This is a genomic window from Streptomyces sp. NPDC050418, from assembly GCF_044458745.1.
GTDB lineage: Bacteria > Actinomycetota > Actinomycetes > Streptomycetales > Streptomycetaceae > Streptomyces.
In genome coordinates, this window is sequence record NZ_JBITIG010000002.1 from 349,790 (window position 1) to 367,243 (window position 17,454).

General features: G+C 71.7%; 14 protein-coding genes. 6 read left to right on the plus strand and 8 right to left on the minus strand.

Going from position 1 to position 17,454, the window contains the following annotated elements; all coding sequences use genetic code 11:
* Window positions 1–208: 208 nt before the first annotated feature.
* Window positions 209–1,396, plus strand: a complete 1,188-nt coding sequence (locus tag ACIBI4_RS05870; RefSeq protein ID WP_399202361.1) for an ROK family transcriptional regulator — start codon at window positions 209–211, stop codon at window positions 1,394–1,396.
* A gap of 303 nt (window positions 1,397–1,699) precedes the next feature.
* Window positions 1,700–3,640, plus strand: a complete 1,941-nt coding sequence (locus tag ACIBI4_RS05875) for an N-acetylmuramoyl-L-alanine amidase (RefSeq protein ID WP_399202654.1) — start codon at window positions 1,700–1,702, stop codon at window positions 3,638–3,640.
* 74 nt (window positions 3,641–3,714) lie between these two features.
* On the opposite strand, the gene ACIBI4_RS05880 is transcribed toward ACIBI4_RS05875, so the two are convergent.
* From ACIBI4_RS05880 to ACIBI4_RS05905, 6 genes are all read right to left on the minus strand, one after another.
* Window positions 3,715–4,215 (minus strand): hypothetical protein, encoded by a 501-nt coding sequence (locus ACIBI4_RS05880; RefSeq protein WP_399202362.1) that lies wholly within the window; start codon window positions 4,213–4,215, stop codon window positions 3,715–3,717.
* Between the two features lie 67 nt (window positions 4,216–4,282).
* Complete coding sequence (locus ACIBI4_RS05885) at window positions 4,283–7,210, minus strand: ATP-binding protein (RefSeq protein WP_399202363.1); 2,928 nt, start codon at window positions 7,208–7,210, stop codon at window positions 4,283–4,285.
* A gap of 187 nt (window positions 7,211–7,397) precedes the next feature.
* Window positions 7,398–7,997 (minus strand): dihydrofolate reductase family protein, encoded by a 600-nt coding sequence (locus tag ACIBI4_RS05890; protein ID WP_399202364.1) that lies wholly within the window; start codon window positions 7,995–7,997, stop codon window positions 7,398–7,400.
* Window positions 7,998–8,007: 10 nt separating this feature from the next.
* The gene (locus ACIBI4_RS05895) at window positions 8,008–8,835 is read right to left on the minus strand and encodes a metalloregulator ArsR/SmtB family transcription factor (protein ID WP_399202365.1); all 828 of its coding nucleotides are present in this window, start codon (window positions 8,833–8,835) and stop codon (window positions 8,008–8,010) included.
* Between the two features lie 85 nt (window positions 8,836–8,920).
* Complete coding sequence (locus tag ACIBI4_RS05900) at window positions 8,921–9,217, minus strand: hypothetical protein (RefSeq protein ID WP_399202366.1); 297 nt, start codon at window positions 9,215–9,217, stop codon at window positions 8,921–8,923.
* Window positions 9,214–9,840 carry a CGNR zinc finger domain-containing protein gene (locus ACIBI4_RS05905; RefSeq protein WP_399202367.1) on the minus strand — a complete coding sequence of 209 codons (627 nt, stop codon included), beginning with the start codon at window positions 9,838–9,840 and terminating at the stop codon, window positions 9,214–9,216. The genes ACIBI4_RS05900 and ACIBI4_RS05905 overlap by 4 nt, the downstream gene beginning before the upstream one ends.
* A gap of 95 nt (window positions 9,841–9,935) precedes the next feature.
* On the opposite strand from ACIBI4_RS05905, the gene ACIBI4_RS05910 reads away from it, so the two are divergent.
* The 4 genes from ACIBI4_RS05910 (at window position 9,936) to ACIBI4_RS05925 (ending at window position 16,160) form a co-directional block, all read left to right on the plus strand.
* Window positions 9,936–10,622 carry a pyridoxal 5'-phosphate synthase gene (locus tag ACIBI4_RS05910; RefSeq protein ID WP_399202368.1) on the plus strand — a complete coding sequence of 229 codons (687 nt, stop codon included), beginning with the start codon at window positions 9,936–9,938 and terminating at the stop codon, window positions 10,620–10,622.
* Window positions 10,613–11,332: a leucine-rich repeat domain-containing protein gene (locus ACIBI4_RS05915; protein ID WP_399202369.1), complete on the plus strand. Its 720-nt coding sequence runs from the start codon at window positions 10,613–10,615 to the stop codon at window positions 11,330–11,332. The genes ACIBI4_RS05910 and ACIBI4_RS05915 overlap by 10 nt, the downstream gene beginning before the upstream one ends.
* Before the next feature lie 239 nt (window positions 11,333–11,571).
* On the plus strand, window positions 11,572–14,025 hold the full coding sequence (locus ACIBI4_RS05920) for a PQQ-dependent sugar dehydrogenase (protein WP_399202370.1): 2,454 nt from the start codon (window positions 11,572–11,574) through the stop codon (window positions 14,023–14,025).
* A 2-nt stretch (window positions 14,026–14,027) separates the two neighbouring features.
* The gene (locus tag ACIBI4_RS05925) at window positions 14,028–16,160 is read left to right on the plus strand and encodes a ThuA domain-containing protein (RefSeq protein ID WP_399202371.1); all 2,133 of its coding nucleotides are present in this window, start codon (window positions 14,028–14,030) and stop codon (window positions 16,158–16,160) included.
* Window positions 16,161–16,259: 99 nt separating this feature from the next.
* Here the strand turns inward: ACIBI4_RS05925 and ACIBI4_RS05930 are convergent, their stop codons facing one another.
* Window positions 16,260–17,003 carry a class I SAM-dependent methyltransferase gene (locus ACIBI4_RS05930; protein WP_399202655.1) on the minus strand — a complete coding sequence of 248 codons (744 nt, stop codon included), beginning with the start codon at window positions 17,001–17,003 and terminating at the stop codon, window positions 16,260–16,262.
* Between the two features lie 172 nt (window positions 17,004–17,175).
* Window positions 17,176–17,424 carry a DUF397 domain-containing protein gene (locus tag ACIBI4_RS05935; RefSeq protein WP_187815462.1) on the minus strand — a complete coding sequence of 83 codons (249 nt, stop codon included), beginning with the start codon at window positions 17,422–17,424 and terminating at the stop codon, window positions 17,176–17,178.
* Window positions 17,425–17,454 lie beyond the last annotated feature (30 nt).

Here is a 17,454-nt window from a genome sequence, read left to right on the forward strand (position 1 = left end):
CGGAGGTGACTGGTGGGGAACCGGCATACGAGGGCTCCTTCGGCAGACAGCGGTTTCTACGGACCACCGCCGAGCAATGTCCTGGCGCAGCTTTTACCTGTCAAGGGCCCAAGCACCGTTCTGCACAAGGTTTTTGACGGAGACTTATGTCGACTAGCGAACAGTTGCAGCCTTGTCCGCAGCGGAAGCGGAGCCCTATGGTGGCCGCATGCCGACGGCTCCCGATGTCTCCTCCGCCTCCGCGGGCGATGTGCTCGCGCTGATCCGTTCGGGCTCCGTCGAGACACGGGCCGACATCGCCCGTCTGACGGGTCTGGCCCGCTCCACGGTGTCGCAGCGCGTGGATGCGCTGATCGCCGCCGGCTTCGTCGACGAGGACAACGCGGACGGCGGCTCCACCGGCGGCCGGCCCCCGCGCAGGCTCCAGCTGCGCACCGGGGAACACGCCGTCGCGGGCGTCGACTTGGGTGCCTCGCACTGCCGGGTCGCCTTGCTCGACCTCACCGGCGCGACGCTTGCGCAGCGCGAGGATCCGCTCTCCATCGCCGACGGTCCGCAGGCCGTCCTCGGCCATGTCGACAAGACGCTGCACGCGCTGCTCAAGGAGGCGGGGCACGCCCCGCGGTCCCTGCAGGCGATCGGGGTCGGGGTGCCCGGCCCGGTCGAGTTCACCACGGGCCGTCCGGTCGATCCGCCGATCATGCCGGGCTGGCACCAGTACCCGATCCCGGAGTTCTTCGCGGACCGCTTCGGGGTGCGCGCGCTCGTCGACAACGACGTGAACGTGATGGCGCTCGCCGAACAGCGCGTCGCCTTCCCCGGGACGCGCTATCTCCTCTACATCAAGGTCGGCACCGGCATCGGCTGCGGCATCATCGCCGACGGGCGGCTGCACCGCGGCGCGCAGGGCAGCGCCGGCGACATCGGCCATATCCGTGTGGCCGACGACACCGAGCCCTGCCGCTGCGGCAACTCCGGCTGCCTGGAGGCCGTCGCGGGTGGCGCTGCCCTCGCGCGGCGGCTGACCGACCTCGGTCTCGACGCGGCGAACGGCAGCGATGTCGTACGGCTGGTGAAGTCCGGCAACCGCGACGCGGTCCGGATGGTGCGCGAGGCCGGGCGCGCGGTCGGCGAGGTCCTGGCCGGCCTGGTGAACTTCTTCAACCCGGACACGGTCGTGGTGGGCGGCGCGCTCGCGGCCGTGCACGACCAGCTGCTCGCCGGGGTCCGCGAGGCGGTGTACCGACGGTCGCATCCGCTGGCCACGCACGTGCTGCGGATCGAGCCCAGCCGCACCGGCGAGAACGCGGCGGCGGTCGGCGCGGGCATCCTTGCGATCGAACACGCCCTGTCCCCCGATCAGGTGGACCGGGCGCTCTCCGCGACGTCCGCCTGACCACATACCGAGACGGCGTTCCCAGCTGAGGGATCGTCATTTCGCCTGCTCATCACGGTGCATTGGTCCACACCACTGACGCACCGCAGGCCGTCCGGCCACCGCGAGGGAAACCGCCCGAACCCCGTCCTGACATGGGAAATCCCGTTTGCTGACGCATGATTGACGGATCGTCGGGCAACCGGTACCACTGACGACGCCCGGCCCCGTACGCCCCATGCGCGCCCTTGGCGCCCCACCGTCCCGGAGGCTGCTTTGCGACGACGACCCGATCCTGCCCAGGCCGCTGCCGTCCGCAGACGGCTGCCCCGCACGACCGGCGCCATCGCCACGGCGGCGCTTCTGCTGCCGCTGATCGCCGCGGCGCCCTCCGGTTCCACCGAAGCGCAGGCGGCCGACAGCCGGCTGCAGCGTGCGTTCGGTGCCGCGGCCGCCGAGTACCAGGTGCCGCAGAGCGTGCTCCTCGCCGTCTCCTATCTGCAGTCCCGCTGGGACGCGCACGCCGGGGCGCCGAGCGTCGCGGGCGGCTACGGCCCGATGCACCTCACCGACGCCGCGACCGCGCTGAAGCGCGAGGCACCGCACCACAGCGAGGGCGCCGAGGACGCCCGCGGCGACACCTCGCGCCCGGCACGGGTCCCCGAGGCGAAGCTGCCGGAGACGGGCGAACTGCCCGCACGGCTGCGGACGTTGCCCCGTGCGGCCGAGCTGACCGGCCTCTCCGCCGAGTCGCTGCGCAGCGATTCGGCGGCCAACCTGCGCGGCGGCGCGGCCCTGCTCGCCGAAGCGCAGCGCAAGGCAGGCAAGCCGCTGAGCGACGACCCGTCCGACTGGTACGCGGCGGTCGCCGCCTACTCGGGCGCCGACGACGAGGCCTCCGCGGCCTCGTACGCCAACGAGGTCTTCGCCGTGATCCGGGACGGCGCCGCGCGCACCACGGACGCGGGCCAGCGAGTCGCACTCACGCCCACCGACGCCGCGTCACCGGACGCAGCCCAGCTCGAAGGGCTCGGCCTGCGCCGGGCCGCTGCGGGCGCGACGGAGTGTCCGAAGACCGTGTCCTGCGAGTGGATCCCGGCGCCGTACGAGGAGTTCGGCGAGGGCGACTACGGCAACCACGACAAGGCCGACCGGCCGAGCGACCAGTCGATCGACTACATCGTCGTGCATGACACCGAGGGCAGCTGGGACACGACGCTGAAGCTGGTCCAGGACCCCACGTACGTGTCCTGGCAGTACACGCTGCGCGCCACGGACGGGCACATCGCCCAGCATGTGAAGCTCAAGGACGTGGCCTGGCACGCGGGCAACTGGGCGGTCAACAGCAAGTCCGTCGGCCTGGAGCACGAGGGCTTCCTCACCGCACCGGACACCTGGTACACGGAGGCGATGTACCGGTCCTCGGCGCGCCTGGTGAAGTACCTGTCCAAGCGGTACGACATCCCGCTGGACCGTCAGCACATCCTCGGCCACGACACGGTGCCGGGCCCGACCTCGGCCAACATCCCGCTGATGCACACGGACCCGGGTCCGTACTGGGACTGGCAGCACTACTTCACGCTGATGGGCAAGCCGTTCCACCGCAGTGCCTCGCCGTCGGGCGGTCTTGTCACGATCCTGCCCGAGTACGACGAGCACACCCCGGAGTTCACCGGCTGCACCAAGGCCGGCGAGAAGTGCCCGGCGCACGGTTCGAGTGCGGTGCGCGTGTACACGGCGCCGCGTGAGGACGCGCCGCTGATCAAGGACATCGGTCTGCGGCCGGGCGGCGGCCCGTCGACGATCGGGGTCAACGACCTCGGGTCGCGGGTCTCGACCGGGCAGCGGTACGCGGTCGCGGAGCGCAAGGGTGACTGGACGGCGATCTGGTACCTCGGGCAGAAGGCCTGGTTCAAGAATCCGAAGAAGCAGCCGACCGCCGTGGACGCGGCGGGCTCCGTGATCACGCCGAAGGCCGGGAAGACGGAGGTCCCGGTGTACGGGCGGGCCTACCCGGAGGAAGCCGCGTACGAGGGCACGGGCATCGCACCGCAGCCGGTCTCGCCGCTGCCGTACAAGCTCCTCGCGGGCCAGAAGTACGCGACCGGGGACAAGATGCCCGGTGAGTACTACTTCTCGCCGACCTTCGACGTCACGGGCCACAAGGTCGTGCGCGGCAAGGACCAGTACTACGAGATCCAGTTCGGGCACCGCATCGCGTACGTGCGCGCCGCGGATGTCGACGTGCGGTCGTCCCGCGGCTGACGTCACCCGGGGGGGTACGGACAGACGAAGGGGCCGCGGCGTGTGCCGCGGCCCCTTCGGTGTCGTGGGGTGCTTCAGCCCTGCTGGAACAGCTCCGCGGGCAGCGGCTTCAGGAGCGCGTACAGATCGTCGGTGATCGGACGGTCCCAGGCGGCGATCGTCACGAGGACGTTGTCACTGCGGTCGAACTGGACGCAGGAGACGCGGCTCTCGGAGAGCTTGAGGCGGCGCACGATCAGGAGGTTGTCGCCCTGCATCACGGGGACGTCCTCGGTGTCGAGCACCTCGACCTCCTCGTCGTTCTCCAGCGCGAGAAGCAGCTGCGCGACCTCGAAGGGCACCTGCTTGTCGCCCAGCTCACGGGCGGGCGAGCCCTCGGGCAGATTGCCGATGACCATCGCGGGGCCGCGGCCGCCGAACAGGTCGTACCGTAGGAAGACGCCCTGGCAGCTGCCGTCGGGGGCGGGCAGCAGACCCGCGCCGAGATTGCCCGGCCAGTCTCCCGGGTCCATGGCGAGGACGTCGAAGTCCGGCCCGGCGGGAGTGGGGGCGCTGCGGCGGCGGAGGAAGGACATGCGCCCATGGTACGGGGCCGCGCGGGGTTTCCGACGCGGCCCTCGGGGCAAAGGGGCCCCTGCCCCGTCAGTTCCCTCCGCCCGGTTCCCCCAGTGCCGCCGCCAGGCCGCCCTGGTCGGTGCCGACCTTGCGGTAGACGGCGGAGAGCAGCCGGACGACCGTGGGCTCGTCTGATGTCAGCTCGACGGCGATCTCCTGCGGGGTGCGGCCCCGGGCGGCCAGTGCGGCCGCCGCGCGTTCGCGGGCCGTGAGGGTGTCCGTCTCGGTGCTGTGCAGACGGCGCGGGCGCTGGCCCATGGCGGCGAGCTCGTCGCGGGACTGCTCGACCAGACCGTCGGCCCCGCACTGCACGGCGGCATCGAGGCCGCGGTACAGCACGTCGGCGGCCTCCTTGGGCCGTCCCGTACGCCGCAGCTCGGCGCCCAGGGCAACCAGCGAACAGGTGAGCTCGTACGCGGCCGGGGAGCGCTCCAGATGGGCCACGGACTCCTCGAGGAGCTTGACCCGGTCTGCGGCCGGTCCGACCTCGGCCTCGATGCGCAGGGCGTACCCGATCGCGGACGGCGTGCCGTACTGACGGGCCCGCTGCACCCCTTCGTGCGCGAGGGCCGCGGCCCGCGTGGGCGCGTCGGGGAACTCGGCGCGGGCCAGGTGCAGCATCCAGGGGCACCAGGCGGGGTTGCGCATGCCGCGCGGGTCGAGCCGGCGCCCGGCCGCGGAGAGCTCGGCGGCGGCGGCCCGCAACTCGCCGCGGGCCAGCAGGAGTTCGCCGTAGACGGTCTGCGAGTCGGGGAAGGTGACGGCGGCGGGGAACGGCGGTCCGAAGCCGTACTCCTCGCCGATCGCCGCCGCCTCGGTGACCCGGCCACGCGCGAGCAGCACCTCGACGAGGACGCTGACCGCGTACCAGTGCGCGGGCAGTCTGCGGCCGACGCGCTCGGCCAGGCGCAGTCCGGCGCGCGCGAAGTCCTCGGCCTCGGCGAGCCTGCCGCGCCGCAGCCGTACGTAGCCGAGCAGCGTGTAGCCGAAGGAGAGGTGGGCGCCGCGCCAGCCGTGCCCCTCGAAGTCGGCGATGCCCGCGGCGAACAACTCCTCGGCGCGGCCGGGCCGGTCGGCGTAGAGGAAGGCGAGCGCGGTGAGGACGGGCACCTCGAAGCCACGGTCCTCCTCGGCCCAGGCGAGCCCGCCGACGAGGGCCCGTTCGGCGTGGTGGACGGCGACCTCGGCCGGTTCGGCGCGCAGGGTGGCGTCCCAGGCGCGCAGTCCGATGATGTAGCGCTCGGTGAGATCGCGGCCGGTGAGCCTGTCGGCGAGGCGCGCCAGCCGGCGGGAGCGGGCGGGCGAGTCGGGTTCGTCGGAGCGGAACGCGTCCCACATGAACTGCTCGCTCTGCATCCGCAGCCGCACCCGCGGGTCCTGGGTGAGCCGTGTCTCGTGCTCCAAGGTGGCGGAGGCCTCGGCGAGACGGTCGGAGTGGGCGAGGACCTGGGAGAGCCGATAAACGATGTTGTGCCGCAGACACGGGTCACTGATGGGTTCGGCGAGTGCGGCGCGCAGGTGGTTGACGGTGGTGGCGGGTTCGGTGAGCAGCGAGGCGCAGCCCAACTCGTAGAGCACGCTGGCCCGTTCGTCGAACTCGGGCGGCTCGCGCAGCGCCCGCGCCAGGTAGCGGCGGGCCGCGTCGGGCGCCCCGGCGCGCTGGACTTCCTGGGCGGCGGCGCGCAGTTGCGAGACGACCCACGGGTCGCCCTCGGGGTGGGTCTCCATGAGGTGGCGCGCGGCGGCCGAGGCGCCGAGGCCCTCGTCGGTGACGGCCCAGGCGGCCTGCCCGTGCAGGGCGACGCGGACGGCGCCGGGGATGGCGCGGTAGACGGCGGTGGCGATCAGCGGGTGGACGAACTCCAGGGTGTCGGCGCCGGTGATGATACGGGCGCCGCGCAGCCGGTCCGCGCAGTCCCCGGCCTCCTCGCCGCCGAGTCCGGCGACGGAGGCGGCGAGGTGCGGGGAGATCTCGGTGCCGAGGACGGCGCACGCCCACGCGAAGCGCACGGTGGAGGTGCCGAGCCGTTCGAGCCGGGCCACGAGCCCGCTGCCCTTGACGGCGGCGGCCATGTCGCGGAGCAGATGGGCGCCCGCCTCGGTGGGGTCGAGGCCGCGGTCGCGGACCTTCGCGGTGACCTCGACGGCCTCGAAGGGGTTCCCGGCGGTGACGGCCCAGGTCTCACGGCAGAACGCGTCGTCCGCGTGCGCGCCCACGGATTCGCGGACGAGGCGGGCGATGGCGGGTGCGCTGAGCGGTTGCAGGTCGACGGGCCGCTGGCCCGCCCGGCCCGGCAGACCCCTGAACTCATCGGCGTAGTCCGGGAGTTCCTCGGGCCGGTAGGCGACGACGAGGAGCAGCGGAAGCTGTTCGGCGCGGGGCGCGAAGGAGGCGAGCCAGCTCAGGGACTCACGGTCGGCCCAGTGGGCGTCGTCGAGGACGAGCACCATGGGCGCGCGCTGCACGGCGAGGTGGGTGAGCACCCAGTCGAGGCCGTCGCGCAGACCCTGCGGGTCGGGCGGTGCGCCCTCGGCGGGGGCGCACAGCCCGAGCGCGGGGCCCACGATGTCGTACCAACTGCCGAGCGCGGAACGGATCTCCTCCTGCGAGGCACCGGCGAGCAGCGGCTGGACGAGCTGCCGCGCGACATGGAAGGCGACGTGCTGCTCCTGGTCGCCGCCTCGGGCGGCGAGCACGGTGCAGCCTTTGGCCAGCGCACGCCGGCGCACTTCGGTCACGAGGCTCGTCTTGCCGAGTCCGGCCCGCCCGGAGAACGCGAGGAGTGCGCCACGCGGCCGGTCGAGCGGATCGACGCCGTCCGGAGCGAGCCCGGCAAGATCGCTCAACGCCTCGTCGACAGCGGCGAGTTCGCTCTCCCGCTCGAAGAGCGTGCGCCGCGCCCGCGGCACACCGGCCCTCGGACCGGACCGCTCCGACGGTATGTCCTGCCTCATCACGCACCCCCTGCCGCGGTGGTGCGCGGGCGCGGGGAGCCGGTGCGCGCCGTGGCGGCTTACAGGCACATCAGGGTACGCCCGTACAGGGTTGCGGGACCCTGATGTTCGGGGAGTTGGGGTGGGGAATGTGACGGAGGTGTGTGGGGCCGGTGTGAGGGGGCGGGCGGGGGCGCACTCCGGTGTGTCAGCGCACCCTGTCGTAGACCAGGGCGAGTTCGCCCTGCTTGCCGGCGTCCTGGTGGGCCAGGGTCCACCGGGTCGCGGGAAGGCCGTCCTCGAAGAGGCGCTCGCCACCGCCGGTGATCTCGGGGCAGATCATGAGGTGGAGGCGGTCGACGAGGTCGGCGGCGAGGAGGGGCTTGAGAATGCTGGGCGCGGTGTTGACGAGGATGTCGCCCTCACCCGAGGCCTTGAGTTCGCGCACGATGTCGGCCACCGGGCCGTTGACCACGCGGGTGCGCTCCCAGGGCCCCTCGGTGAGGGTCGTGGAGAACACCACCTTCTCCGCCCCTACGAGCCACTTCGCGTACGCGCGGTCCCGGGGGTCGGCGTTCTCGTCCTCGGCGACGGCCGACCAATAGCCCACGAATCCCAGGGCGTTGCCCCGGCCGAGGACGGCGGTGGTCTTGCCCTCGTGGATGCGCGCGAGGTGGTCGCGTGCCACGTCGGTGACGGCGTACGGGACGATCGCTCCCATGTCGCCGGGGCCCGAGGCACCGTGGTAGCGCCCGTCGAGGGTGAGGCTGATGTTGGCGGTCACCTTGCGCGTGGTCCGGCTGGTCATGACGAAGCTCCTAGTTGTCAGGGTGAGCAGGGCGAGTTGCGTCGACTGCGTCGGTCAGCTGGTCGAGGACTTGACCCCAGCCGGTCTCGATCCCGGCGATCTGATGGGCGGCCTCGACGGCGGTGGCCGACAGGCCCAGCTGCAACCGCAGTCGCGTACCGCCGCCGTCGGCGTCCGTGAGGGTCAGGTCGTAGTGGCCGGTGAAGGTGGCAGCACCCTCGGCGTCGCGCACGGACAGGTCGAAGACGAGCCGCTCGCCTTCCCGCGCAGCGTGCACGTTCCCGGAGGACCGGTAGGTGCCCTCCGCGTCGCGGTAGTCGAGGACCGCGCGGCCGCCCGGCACGGGGTCGAGGGCGCAGGCGGTGACGGTCATCGACGGCGGGGCCCACCACGTGGCGAGCAGGCCGGGGTCGGTCCAGTGCCGCCAGACCGTCGAACGGTCCGCGGCGAACCCGCGCTCGAACACGAAGGTCCGGCCGTCGGCCCAGCGGTCGCCGCCCGCGTGCGCGGCGGCCGTCTCCGCCTCGATGGCGGCCTGATAGCGGGCGATCACATCGAGATCGCCCTGGTGCGCGCCCGCCGTCTCGATCAGCGAGCGCAGCTGTTGCCCGAGGGCTTCCAGGGGCGCGGCCTCCAGCGCGTACACACGCCGCTGCCCCAGCGGATGGACCGTGGCGAGCCCGGCCCGTACGAGCGTCTGCAGGTGTTTCGTGGTCTGCGGCTGCCTCAGCCCGGTCAGCTCGGCCAGTTCACCGACGGACCGGGGGCGTCCGGCCAGCAGCTCGACGATGCGCCAGCGGGCGGCGTCGCCGAGTGCGGATGCGGTCTGCTCCTCCATGACGAGAAGTATTCCTCAATACGAATATCCCCGTCAAGGAATATCTCTCGCCGCCGGCCGGGCGGCACCCTTGATCCGCGGCCCGCTACGGACGAATCTCCGCCGTCGGCAGATACAGCCGCATCCGCAGCTCGTCCACCGCCTCGACCGCGACCGGGATCCCCCAGTGCTCGCCGAGTGCGCGGCCGATGTCGATCAGGCGCCGGCGCTCGGCGGGCGTGTGGGCGGGGAAGGTGACCTCGCCGTGGTCCGCGAGGTCGTTGCCGAGCTCGGTGAACAGGACGCGTCGTACGCGGAGCTCCTCCTCCGGCGTGAGCGGGGTGACCGGCACGGGGTCCCCCTGGGCGCCGACCGGGCGGACGTTGTAGAGGTCGCGGATCACAGGGAGTCCTCTCGGTGGCGTTCGTGGTGGCGGGCGACGCGGGCGCGGTTGCCGCAGGAGGGTTTGCACCACTCCTGACGGGGGTGCCCCTTGAGGAAGTAGCGCACGCAGCGCGGTGCGTGGCATGCGCGGAGCTTCGCGCGGTCCGGTCCCGCGAGGAAGGCGACGGCCGCCCTGGCCAGTTCCGCGAGGAGGACGTCGAGCGGGTCGGCGGGCGCCGCGGGGCGGAGTGCGGTGACGGGTTCCGCTCCGGACCAGTCGAGTACGGGCACGACCGGGACCAGGGCGGCGGCCCCGTTCAGCCGCGCGACCGCCTCGGACTCGGGCATCAGGCTCCGCGCGTCGGCCGGGCTGGGCTCCCCCGGCCGTACGGCTTTGGCGAACAGCGCGCGCACCGCCGCTCTCAGTTCGCGCACGGCGGCGAGCGCGTCGGCGTCCGCCGCGAACAGGTCGAGCGTCGCGATCCGTTCGCGCACCCAGACCGTGAGCCCGGCGGGCTCGGCGAGGTCGTCGGCGACGCCGCCGTGTCCGTCGTGGCGAATGGTGAGGGCCAGGTCGAGGACCAGCTGCGCGTCCGTCGCACCCCGCACTGCGCCCTGCGGGACGCCCATGGATTCCGGCATGCCGCTAATGATAGCTTCGCCAGCAACCATTAACGCACGGATCGGTACATGGGATCAGCGCATGGGGTCAGCGCATCAGTCCATGTGGTCCGCGCATGGGGATCAACGCACGGGGAGGGTACGTGGCCGAGGACCTGCGCACGGTACTGCGCGGCATCGAGGTGTTCGCGGGCGAACTGCCCGTCTTCGACGCCTCGGCCGCACCGGCGACACCCGAGGAACTGTTCACGCAGTGGCTGCTGCACGCCATCGACGCGGGGGTGCGCGAGCCACACGCGATGACACTGTCGACGGCGGGTGCGGACGGCAATCCGTCGGCCCGGGTCCTGATCCTCAAGAACGTGGACGCGCAGGGCTGGCAGTTCGCCTCGGACCGCGGCGGTGCCAAGGGCCGTGAGCTGCGTGAGCGGCCGTTCGCCGCGCTCACCTTCTACTGGCCGGCGCTCGCCCGCCAGGTACGGGTCCGCGGCCCGGTGACCCCGGCGAGCCCCGAGGCCTCGCGCGCCGACTTCCTGGCCCGCGGCCCCGGCGCACGCGCCGAGTCGCTGCTCGGGCGGCAGTCGCAGCCGCTCACCGATCCGGCGGAGCGCACGGCCGCGGTCGCCGCGTCGCTCGCGCGAGTCGGGCGGGAGCCCGGACTCGTACCCGAGGGCTGGCAGTTGCTCACGGTACGCGCGGAGTCGGTGGAGTTCTGGCAGGGCGACAAGGCCCGCAGCCACACCCGTCTGACGTATCGCGCGAACGGGAACGGCGGCTGGGAGCGGCAGTTGCTGTGGCCGTGACACGGATCGACCACTGGCGGGCCGGGCTGACGGAGGTACCGGCGGACGTCTGGCAGCCGGAGGCGGAGGTGCTGCTGCTCGCGGACAACGCGCTGACGCGGCTGCCCGCGCGCATCGGGACGCTGAGCCGTCTGCACACCCTGGACCTCGGGCACAACCACCTCACCGAGGTGCCGGACGAACTGGGCGAGCTCACCGGGCTCTCCCGCTTCCTCTATCTGCACGACAACCGGCTGACCACCTTGCCCGACACCCTGGGCCGTCTCACCCGGCTGCGCTATCTGAACGTCGGCGACAACCGCCTCACCCGGCTCCCGGAGACACTGGGCGGACTGGCCGCGCTCGTGGAACTGCGCGCCCAGAACAACCGGTTGGCCACGCTTCCGGACGCGATGGGCGCGCTCGGCGCGCTGCGTGAACTGTGGCTCCGCGGCAACCAGCTCACTGTCCTCCCCGACAGCGCGGGCCGGTTGACGGAACTGCGCGAGATCGAACTGCGCGAGAACCGCTTCACCGAGGTCCCACCCGCCCTCCACCCCCTCCCGCGGCTGCGCCGGATCGACCTGCGCGCGAACCGTATCCGCACCGTGCCCCACTGGATCACGGAACTCCCCGCCCTGGAGAAGCTGGATCTGCGCTGGAACCCGCTGGACCAGGACTGCGGTGCCGCCGAGGAGCTGGAGCGGCGGGGGTGCGTCGTCCTCCGGTGACGCGACGGGCGGCCCGCCCCCCGTACGCCATGACGCCCAGACCCGTGTACGGGGCAATTTTGACAGGCCCTTGACAATTGCGGCAGGGGATCGCGAGCATGCAAGACGTTCACAGTTATACGTAATCAGCTGCACTGAACGCGCAATTCACGCAGCGACCGATCCGGCACACCCCCCGCAGCAAGCGCGGCCGGCGCGCGCCCTGCCTGACACACCCCCAAGCGTCAGGAGGATGCCCCATGCCCTCACGCCCTCGTACAGGGCTGAGACTGCTCAGCGCACTCGCCCTCGTCCTGACCGGCGTCACCGTCGCGTCGGTCCCGGCCTCATCAGCCGCGCGGGACATTCCGCCCGAGGACTACCAGCAGGTTCAACTCGCCACCGGTGGCGCGGAGTTGGGCGAGCCGATGTCGCTCACCGTGCTGCCGGACCGTTCGGTCCTGCACACGGCACGCGACGGCACGATCCGCTTCACCGATCCCGCGGGCAACACCACGGCAGCCGGGAAGCTGGACGTCTACACGCATGACGAGGAGGGGCTGCAGGGCATCGCGGCGGCCCCCGACTTCACCACGAGCCGCCATGTGTACGTGTACTACTCCCCCAAGCTCAGCACCCCCGGCGGTGACGCACCGACGACCGGCAGCGCCGCCGACTTCGAACCGTGGAAGGGGCATCTCAACCTCTCCCGCTTCACGCTCAAGGCGGATCACACGCTCGACATGGCGAGCGAGAAGGTCGTGCTCGAAGTCGCCAACGACCGCGGCCAGTGCTGCCACGTGGGTGGTGACATCGACTTCGACGGCGCCGGGAACCTGTATCTCACCACCGGCGACGACACCAACCCGTTCGACTCGGCCGGCTACGCGCCGATCGACGAACGCACCGACCGCAACCCGCAGTTCGACGCCCAGCGCTCCTCCGGCAACACCGACGACCTGCGCGGCAAGCTGCTGCGGATCAAGCCGACCGCCGACGGCGGCTACACGATCCCGTCCGGCAACCTCTTCGCTCCCGGCACCGCGGACACCCGGCCCGAGATCTACGCGATGGGCTTCCGCAACCCGTTCCGTATGAGCGTCGACAAGGAGACCGGTGTCGTCTACCTCGGCGACTACGGTCCGGACGCGGGCGGCGGCGACGCGAACCGCGGTCCGGGCGGCCAGGTCGAGTTCGACCGCGTGGCCGCGCCCGGCAACTACGGCTGGCCGTACTGCACCGGCACCAACACGACCGCCGAGACGTACAACGAGTTCACGTTCCCCAGCGGCCCGTCCGGCGCCAAGTACGACTGTGCGGGCGGCCCGTCCAACAACTCCTTCCGCAACACCGGGCAGGCGAAGCTGCCGCCCGCGAAGGCCAGTTGGATCAAGTACGGCTGGGAAGGTTCGCCGCCCGAGTTCGGCAGCGGCTCGGAGTCGCCGATGGGCGGCGAGGTCTACCGCTACGACCCGCAGCTCGACTCGGACGTGAAGTTCCCCGAATCGCTCGACGGGCGCTTCCTCGCCACCGAGTACGGCCGCAAGTGGATCAAGTCGATCGAGGTGAAGGCCGACGGCTCGCCCGGGGTGATCGAGGACTTCCCGTGGACCGGCACGCAGATCATCGACAGCGACTTCGGTCCGGACGGCGCGCTGTACGTCCTCGACTACGGGACGGGCTCCGGCAACCAGGCCCTGTACCGCATCGAGTACCTCGCGGGCAGCAACCGCAGCCCTGTCGCGAAGGCGGCCGCGGACCGCACCTCAGGGGCGTTGCCGCTCACCGTCAAGTTCTCCTCCGCGGGCAGCTCCGACCCCGAGGGCCAACCCCTCACGCACCACTGGGACTTCGGGGACGGATCCACGTCCACAGAGGCGAACCCGTCGCACACGTACACCACCGAGGGCACGTACCGCCCGACCCTCACCGTGAAGGACCCCGAAGGTCTGACCGGGTCGTCGAGCCTGGTGGTGACGGCCGGGAACACGGCGCCGACGGTGACACTCGCCAAGCCGCTGAACGGGCAGCCGTTCTCCTTCGGCGACACCGTGCCCTTCGAGGTGACGGTCACCGACCCGGAGGACGGTGCGGTCGACTGCGCCAAGGTCAAGGTCACCTATCTCCTCGGCCATGACAGCCACGAGCACGCCATCACTTCGAAGAACGGCTGCAGCGGCACCCTCACCGTGCCGGCCGACGGCGAGCACGACAGCGCGGCGAATCTGTACGGGGTCTTCGACGCCGAGTACACCGACAACGACGGTCTGACCTCGCACTCCAAGCGGATCCTGCAGCCGCGGCACCGGCAGGCCGAGCACTTCTCGGACCAGTCCGGCATCCAGATCGCCGGCCACGGCCCCGCGGAGGGCGGCAACACCGTCGGGTTCACCGACAACGGCGACTGGATCTCCTTCACGCCGTACGCCCTCGCGGGCGCCACCACCTTCACCGCCCGGATCTCCTCCGGCGGCGCGGGCGGCACCATCGAGATCCGCGCCGGCTCACCCGCAGGAGCGCTCCTCGGCTCGGTGAACGTGCCGGTGACGGGCGGCTGGGAGAACTTCCAGGACGTCACGACGAACCTGTCCGCCGGACCGTCCGGTTCGACCGACCTGGTGCTGCTCTTCAAGGGCCCGACGGGCCAGGGCAACCTCTTCGACATGGACGCCTTCACGCTCGGCACCGACTCGGCAGCGAAGAAGGGGCGTTGACGATGAGAAAGCTTCTGCGCCGCGGCCCCGCCGCCATGGTCCTCGCACTCGCCGCGACCCTGCTCGCCCCCGTCCCCGCGGCGGCGGCCGCGCCCTTCGACGTGCTCGTCTTCTCCAAGACGGCCGGGTTCCGGCACGACTCCATCCCGGCGGGCATCGACGCCCTGCGGGCGCTCGGCCAGGCGAACGACTTCACCGTGACGGCCACCGAGGACTCCGCGGTCTTCACGGAGGAGAACCTCGCCGGATACGAGGCGGTGGTCTTCCTCAACACGACGGGTGACGTGCTCGACAGCAGCCGGCAGAGCGCCCTGGAGTCGTACGTGGACTCCGGCGGCGGCTACGTCGGGGTGCACGCGGCCGCCGACACCGAGTACGACTGGCCGTACTACGGGCAGCTGGTCGGCGCCTGGTTCAAGAGCCACCCCTCGATCCAGCAGGCCACCGTCGTCACCGAGGACCGCGAGCACCCGGCGACCGCGCACCTCGGCGCCACCTGGTCACGGACCGACGAGTGGTACAACTACCGCGCCAACCCGCGCTCCGGGGTACGGGTGCTGCAGTCGCTCGACGAATCGACGTACAGCGGCGGCGAGATGGCGGGCGACCACCCCATCACCTGGTGCCACGCCCAGGGCCAGGGCCGCTCGTTCTACACCGGGCTCGGGCACACCGCCGAGTCGTACGCCGATCCGGCCTTCCGGACTCTGCTCCTCGGCGCGGTGCGGTACGCGGCCGGGCAGGCCCCTGCCGACTGCTCACCGCGCACCGGAGCGGCGACCGTCGAGGCCGAGTCGTTCACGTCGGGCTCCGGGGTGCAGCGCGCCCCGCACGCCCCCGCGAGCGGCGGCGCGACGCTCGGGCACATCGACCACGGCGACTGGGCCGCGTATTCCACCGTCCCCACGGACGGCGCTCGGCGCTTCACCGCGCAGGTGTCCTCGGCCGGTACGGGCGGCACGATCGAGATCCGCTCCGGGTCCGCGGACGGCACGCTGCTCGGCACGGTCGACGTGCCGGTGACCGGCGGCTGGGAGACGTTCACGACGGTCACCGCCGAGCTCGGCGGTACGGCTTCCGGGCCGCTCGTGCTGCGCTTCACCGGCGGCTCGGGCGCACTGTTCGACGTCGACACGTTCGCGCTGAGCACCGAACCGGCCGCCGAGGCGGGCTCGTCCGACGTGCACCTCTTCTACTACCCCTGGTACGGCAGTCCGCAGGTGCACGGGACGTGGCGGCACTGGCAGCAGGGCGGGCGCACCCCGCCCGAGGACATCGGCGCAGATTTCTATCCGGCGCTCGGTCCGTACGACTCGGGTGACATGGCGGACGCGGTCGCTCAGCACATGCGCTGGGTGAAGCAGTCCGGCGCCGGCGTGATCGTCTACAGCTGGTGGGGCCGCGGCGGCTACGAGGACAGGCTCGCCAAGGGCGTGCTCGACGCCGCGGCGAAGGAGGACATCAAGGTCGCCTGGCACCTTGAGCCGTACGCGGACCGCACGGCGGCCTCCACGGTCGAGGACATCGAGTACCTCAACGCCACATACGGATCTCATCCGGCGTTCTACCGCTCGGCGGCACACGGCGGGAAGTCCGCGTTCTATGTCTTCGAGAGTCTCAGGATCTCCGACTGGTCGGCGCTCGACGCGGTCGACGACACCAGCATCGTCCTCGCGCAGACCACCGACACCACGAAGATCGCGCACTTCTCGGGGCTCTACACCTACGACGGGATCGCGGGCGCCACGGCTCCCGGCTGGAAGCAGGCCGGGGAGTACGCCCGCGCGAACGGTCTGGTCTGGGCGCCATCCGTGGCCCCCGGCTATCTCGACGACCGTGCGGTGCCCGGGAACACGACGCCCACGGTGGAGCGCGCGGACGGCGCGGCGTACGACCGGCAGTGGAACAACGCCCTGGACCCGGCGATCGGCGGGTCACCGACCTGGGTCTCCGTGACCTCGTTCAACGAGTGGCACGAGGGCAGTTCCATCGAGCCCGCGGACAGCTCGCCGCCGGACGGCCACGGGTATCTGACCTTCGACGGCGCGTACGGGAAGGAGGGCGAGGCGGCCGAGACGGCCTATCTGGACCGGACCGCGTACTGGGCGGACCGCTTCGAGAAGGCCCGCCGCTGAGGCAGTGACCCGCACAGTCCATGGCACTGACCGCACAGGCCCGCCCCGGCTCCGGACGCGCTCCGGAGCCGGGGCGGACGTGCGTGGCACCCCGGTGGTTCAGGCGCGGCAGCGCGCCAGTTCCAGCGGCGGGTTGACGAAGAGGTCGGCCCAGAACTCCTCGCCGTACTCCTCGATACCCTCGTCCGAGATGTGCAGCGGCACCCAGGTGAGGTCGCGGAAGCCGGCGGCCGCGAGCGAGCGCTCGAAGACCTCGCGGCGCGGGCGCGCGGTCACGAAGCTGACCGGGTGGTCGGGCAGATGCGCGGTGAGCCGGACCAGCGGGCCGGTCTCGGCCTCCTCGCCGGTCAGTTCGCTGCGGAAGCCGTACTTGTCGATGGAGGGTCCGTCGAAGCGGAAGTCCGGCGACTGGTTGAGGATGATGAACTCGCCGCCCGGCTTGAGGCTGCGGTGCACCGCGGCGCACATGCGCTCCATGGCGGCCTCGTCCTCGGCGTAGTGCAGCAGCTGCACACCGACGGCGAGGTCGAAGCGCTCGCCGAGGTCGCGCAGCCCGGCCGCGTCACCGACCTCGTAGCGCACGCCGAGCGGGGCGGCGTCCTCGAGGCGCTGCGACACCGCGATCATCTCGCCGGAGATGTCGATGCCGAGCACATCGGTGGCGCCGCGCCGCTTGAACTCCCGGCTGTAGAAGCCGGTCCCGGACGCCAGGTCGAGGACGGACTTACCGGTCACGTCCCCGACCAGGGACAGCACGCTGGGTACCTCTCCGTACTGCGCCAGCGGCAGCGCCTTGAAGCCCTCGAAGGCCTCGCCGATCCCGTCGTACAGCTGTGTGCTCATCGCGTTGTGCCCCCGCACGTCGTCGAAGCCGCGGCGTGTGCCGCGTGTCATGCGAGGAGTACATCGCCCGTGCGGGCCGCACAGCCAGGAGGCGAAGCCATGAAGAGCCAAGCCTGCCGGGACCCGGACTTCGTAGGGATCTACAAGAGCCAGGAGCGTCAGGCGTGTTGTGCTAGGTGAGGTCGAACTCGCCGTCCCTCGCGCCCAGTACGAACGCCCGCCACTCGGCGGGCGTGAAGATCAGGGAAGGGCTCTCGGGGCGGCCTCCGTTGCGCATCGCGATGAAGCCCTCGACGAACGCGATCTGCACATCTCCCTGATTGCGGGTGCCCGACTGCCAGTCCGCACGGCTCAAGTCGAGGTCGGGCTTCTCCCAGCCCTCGAACGGGTGCTGTCGGGTGGTGGTGGTGCTCTCGGCCACGTCCCTGCTCCTCCCGGTATGTCGTCCGCA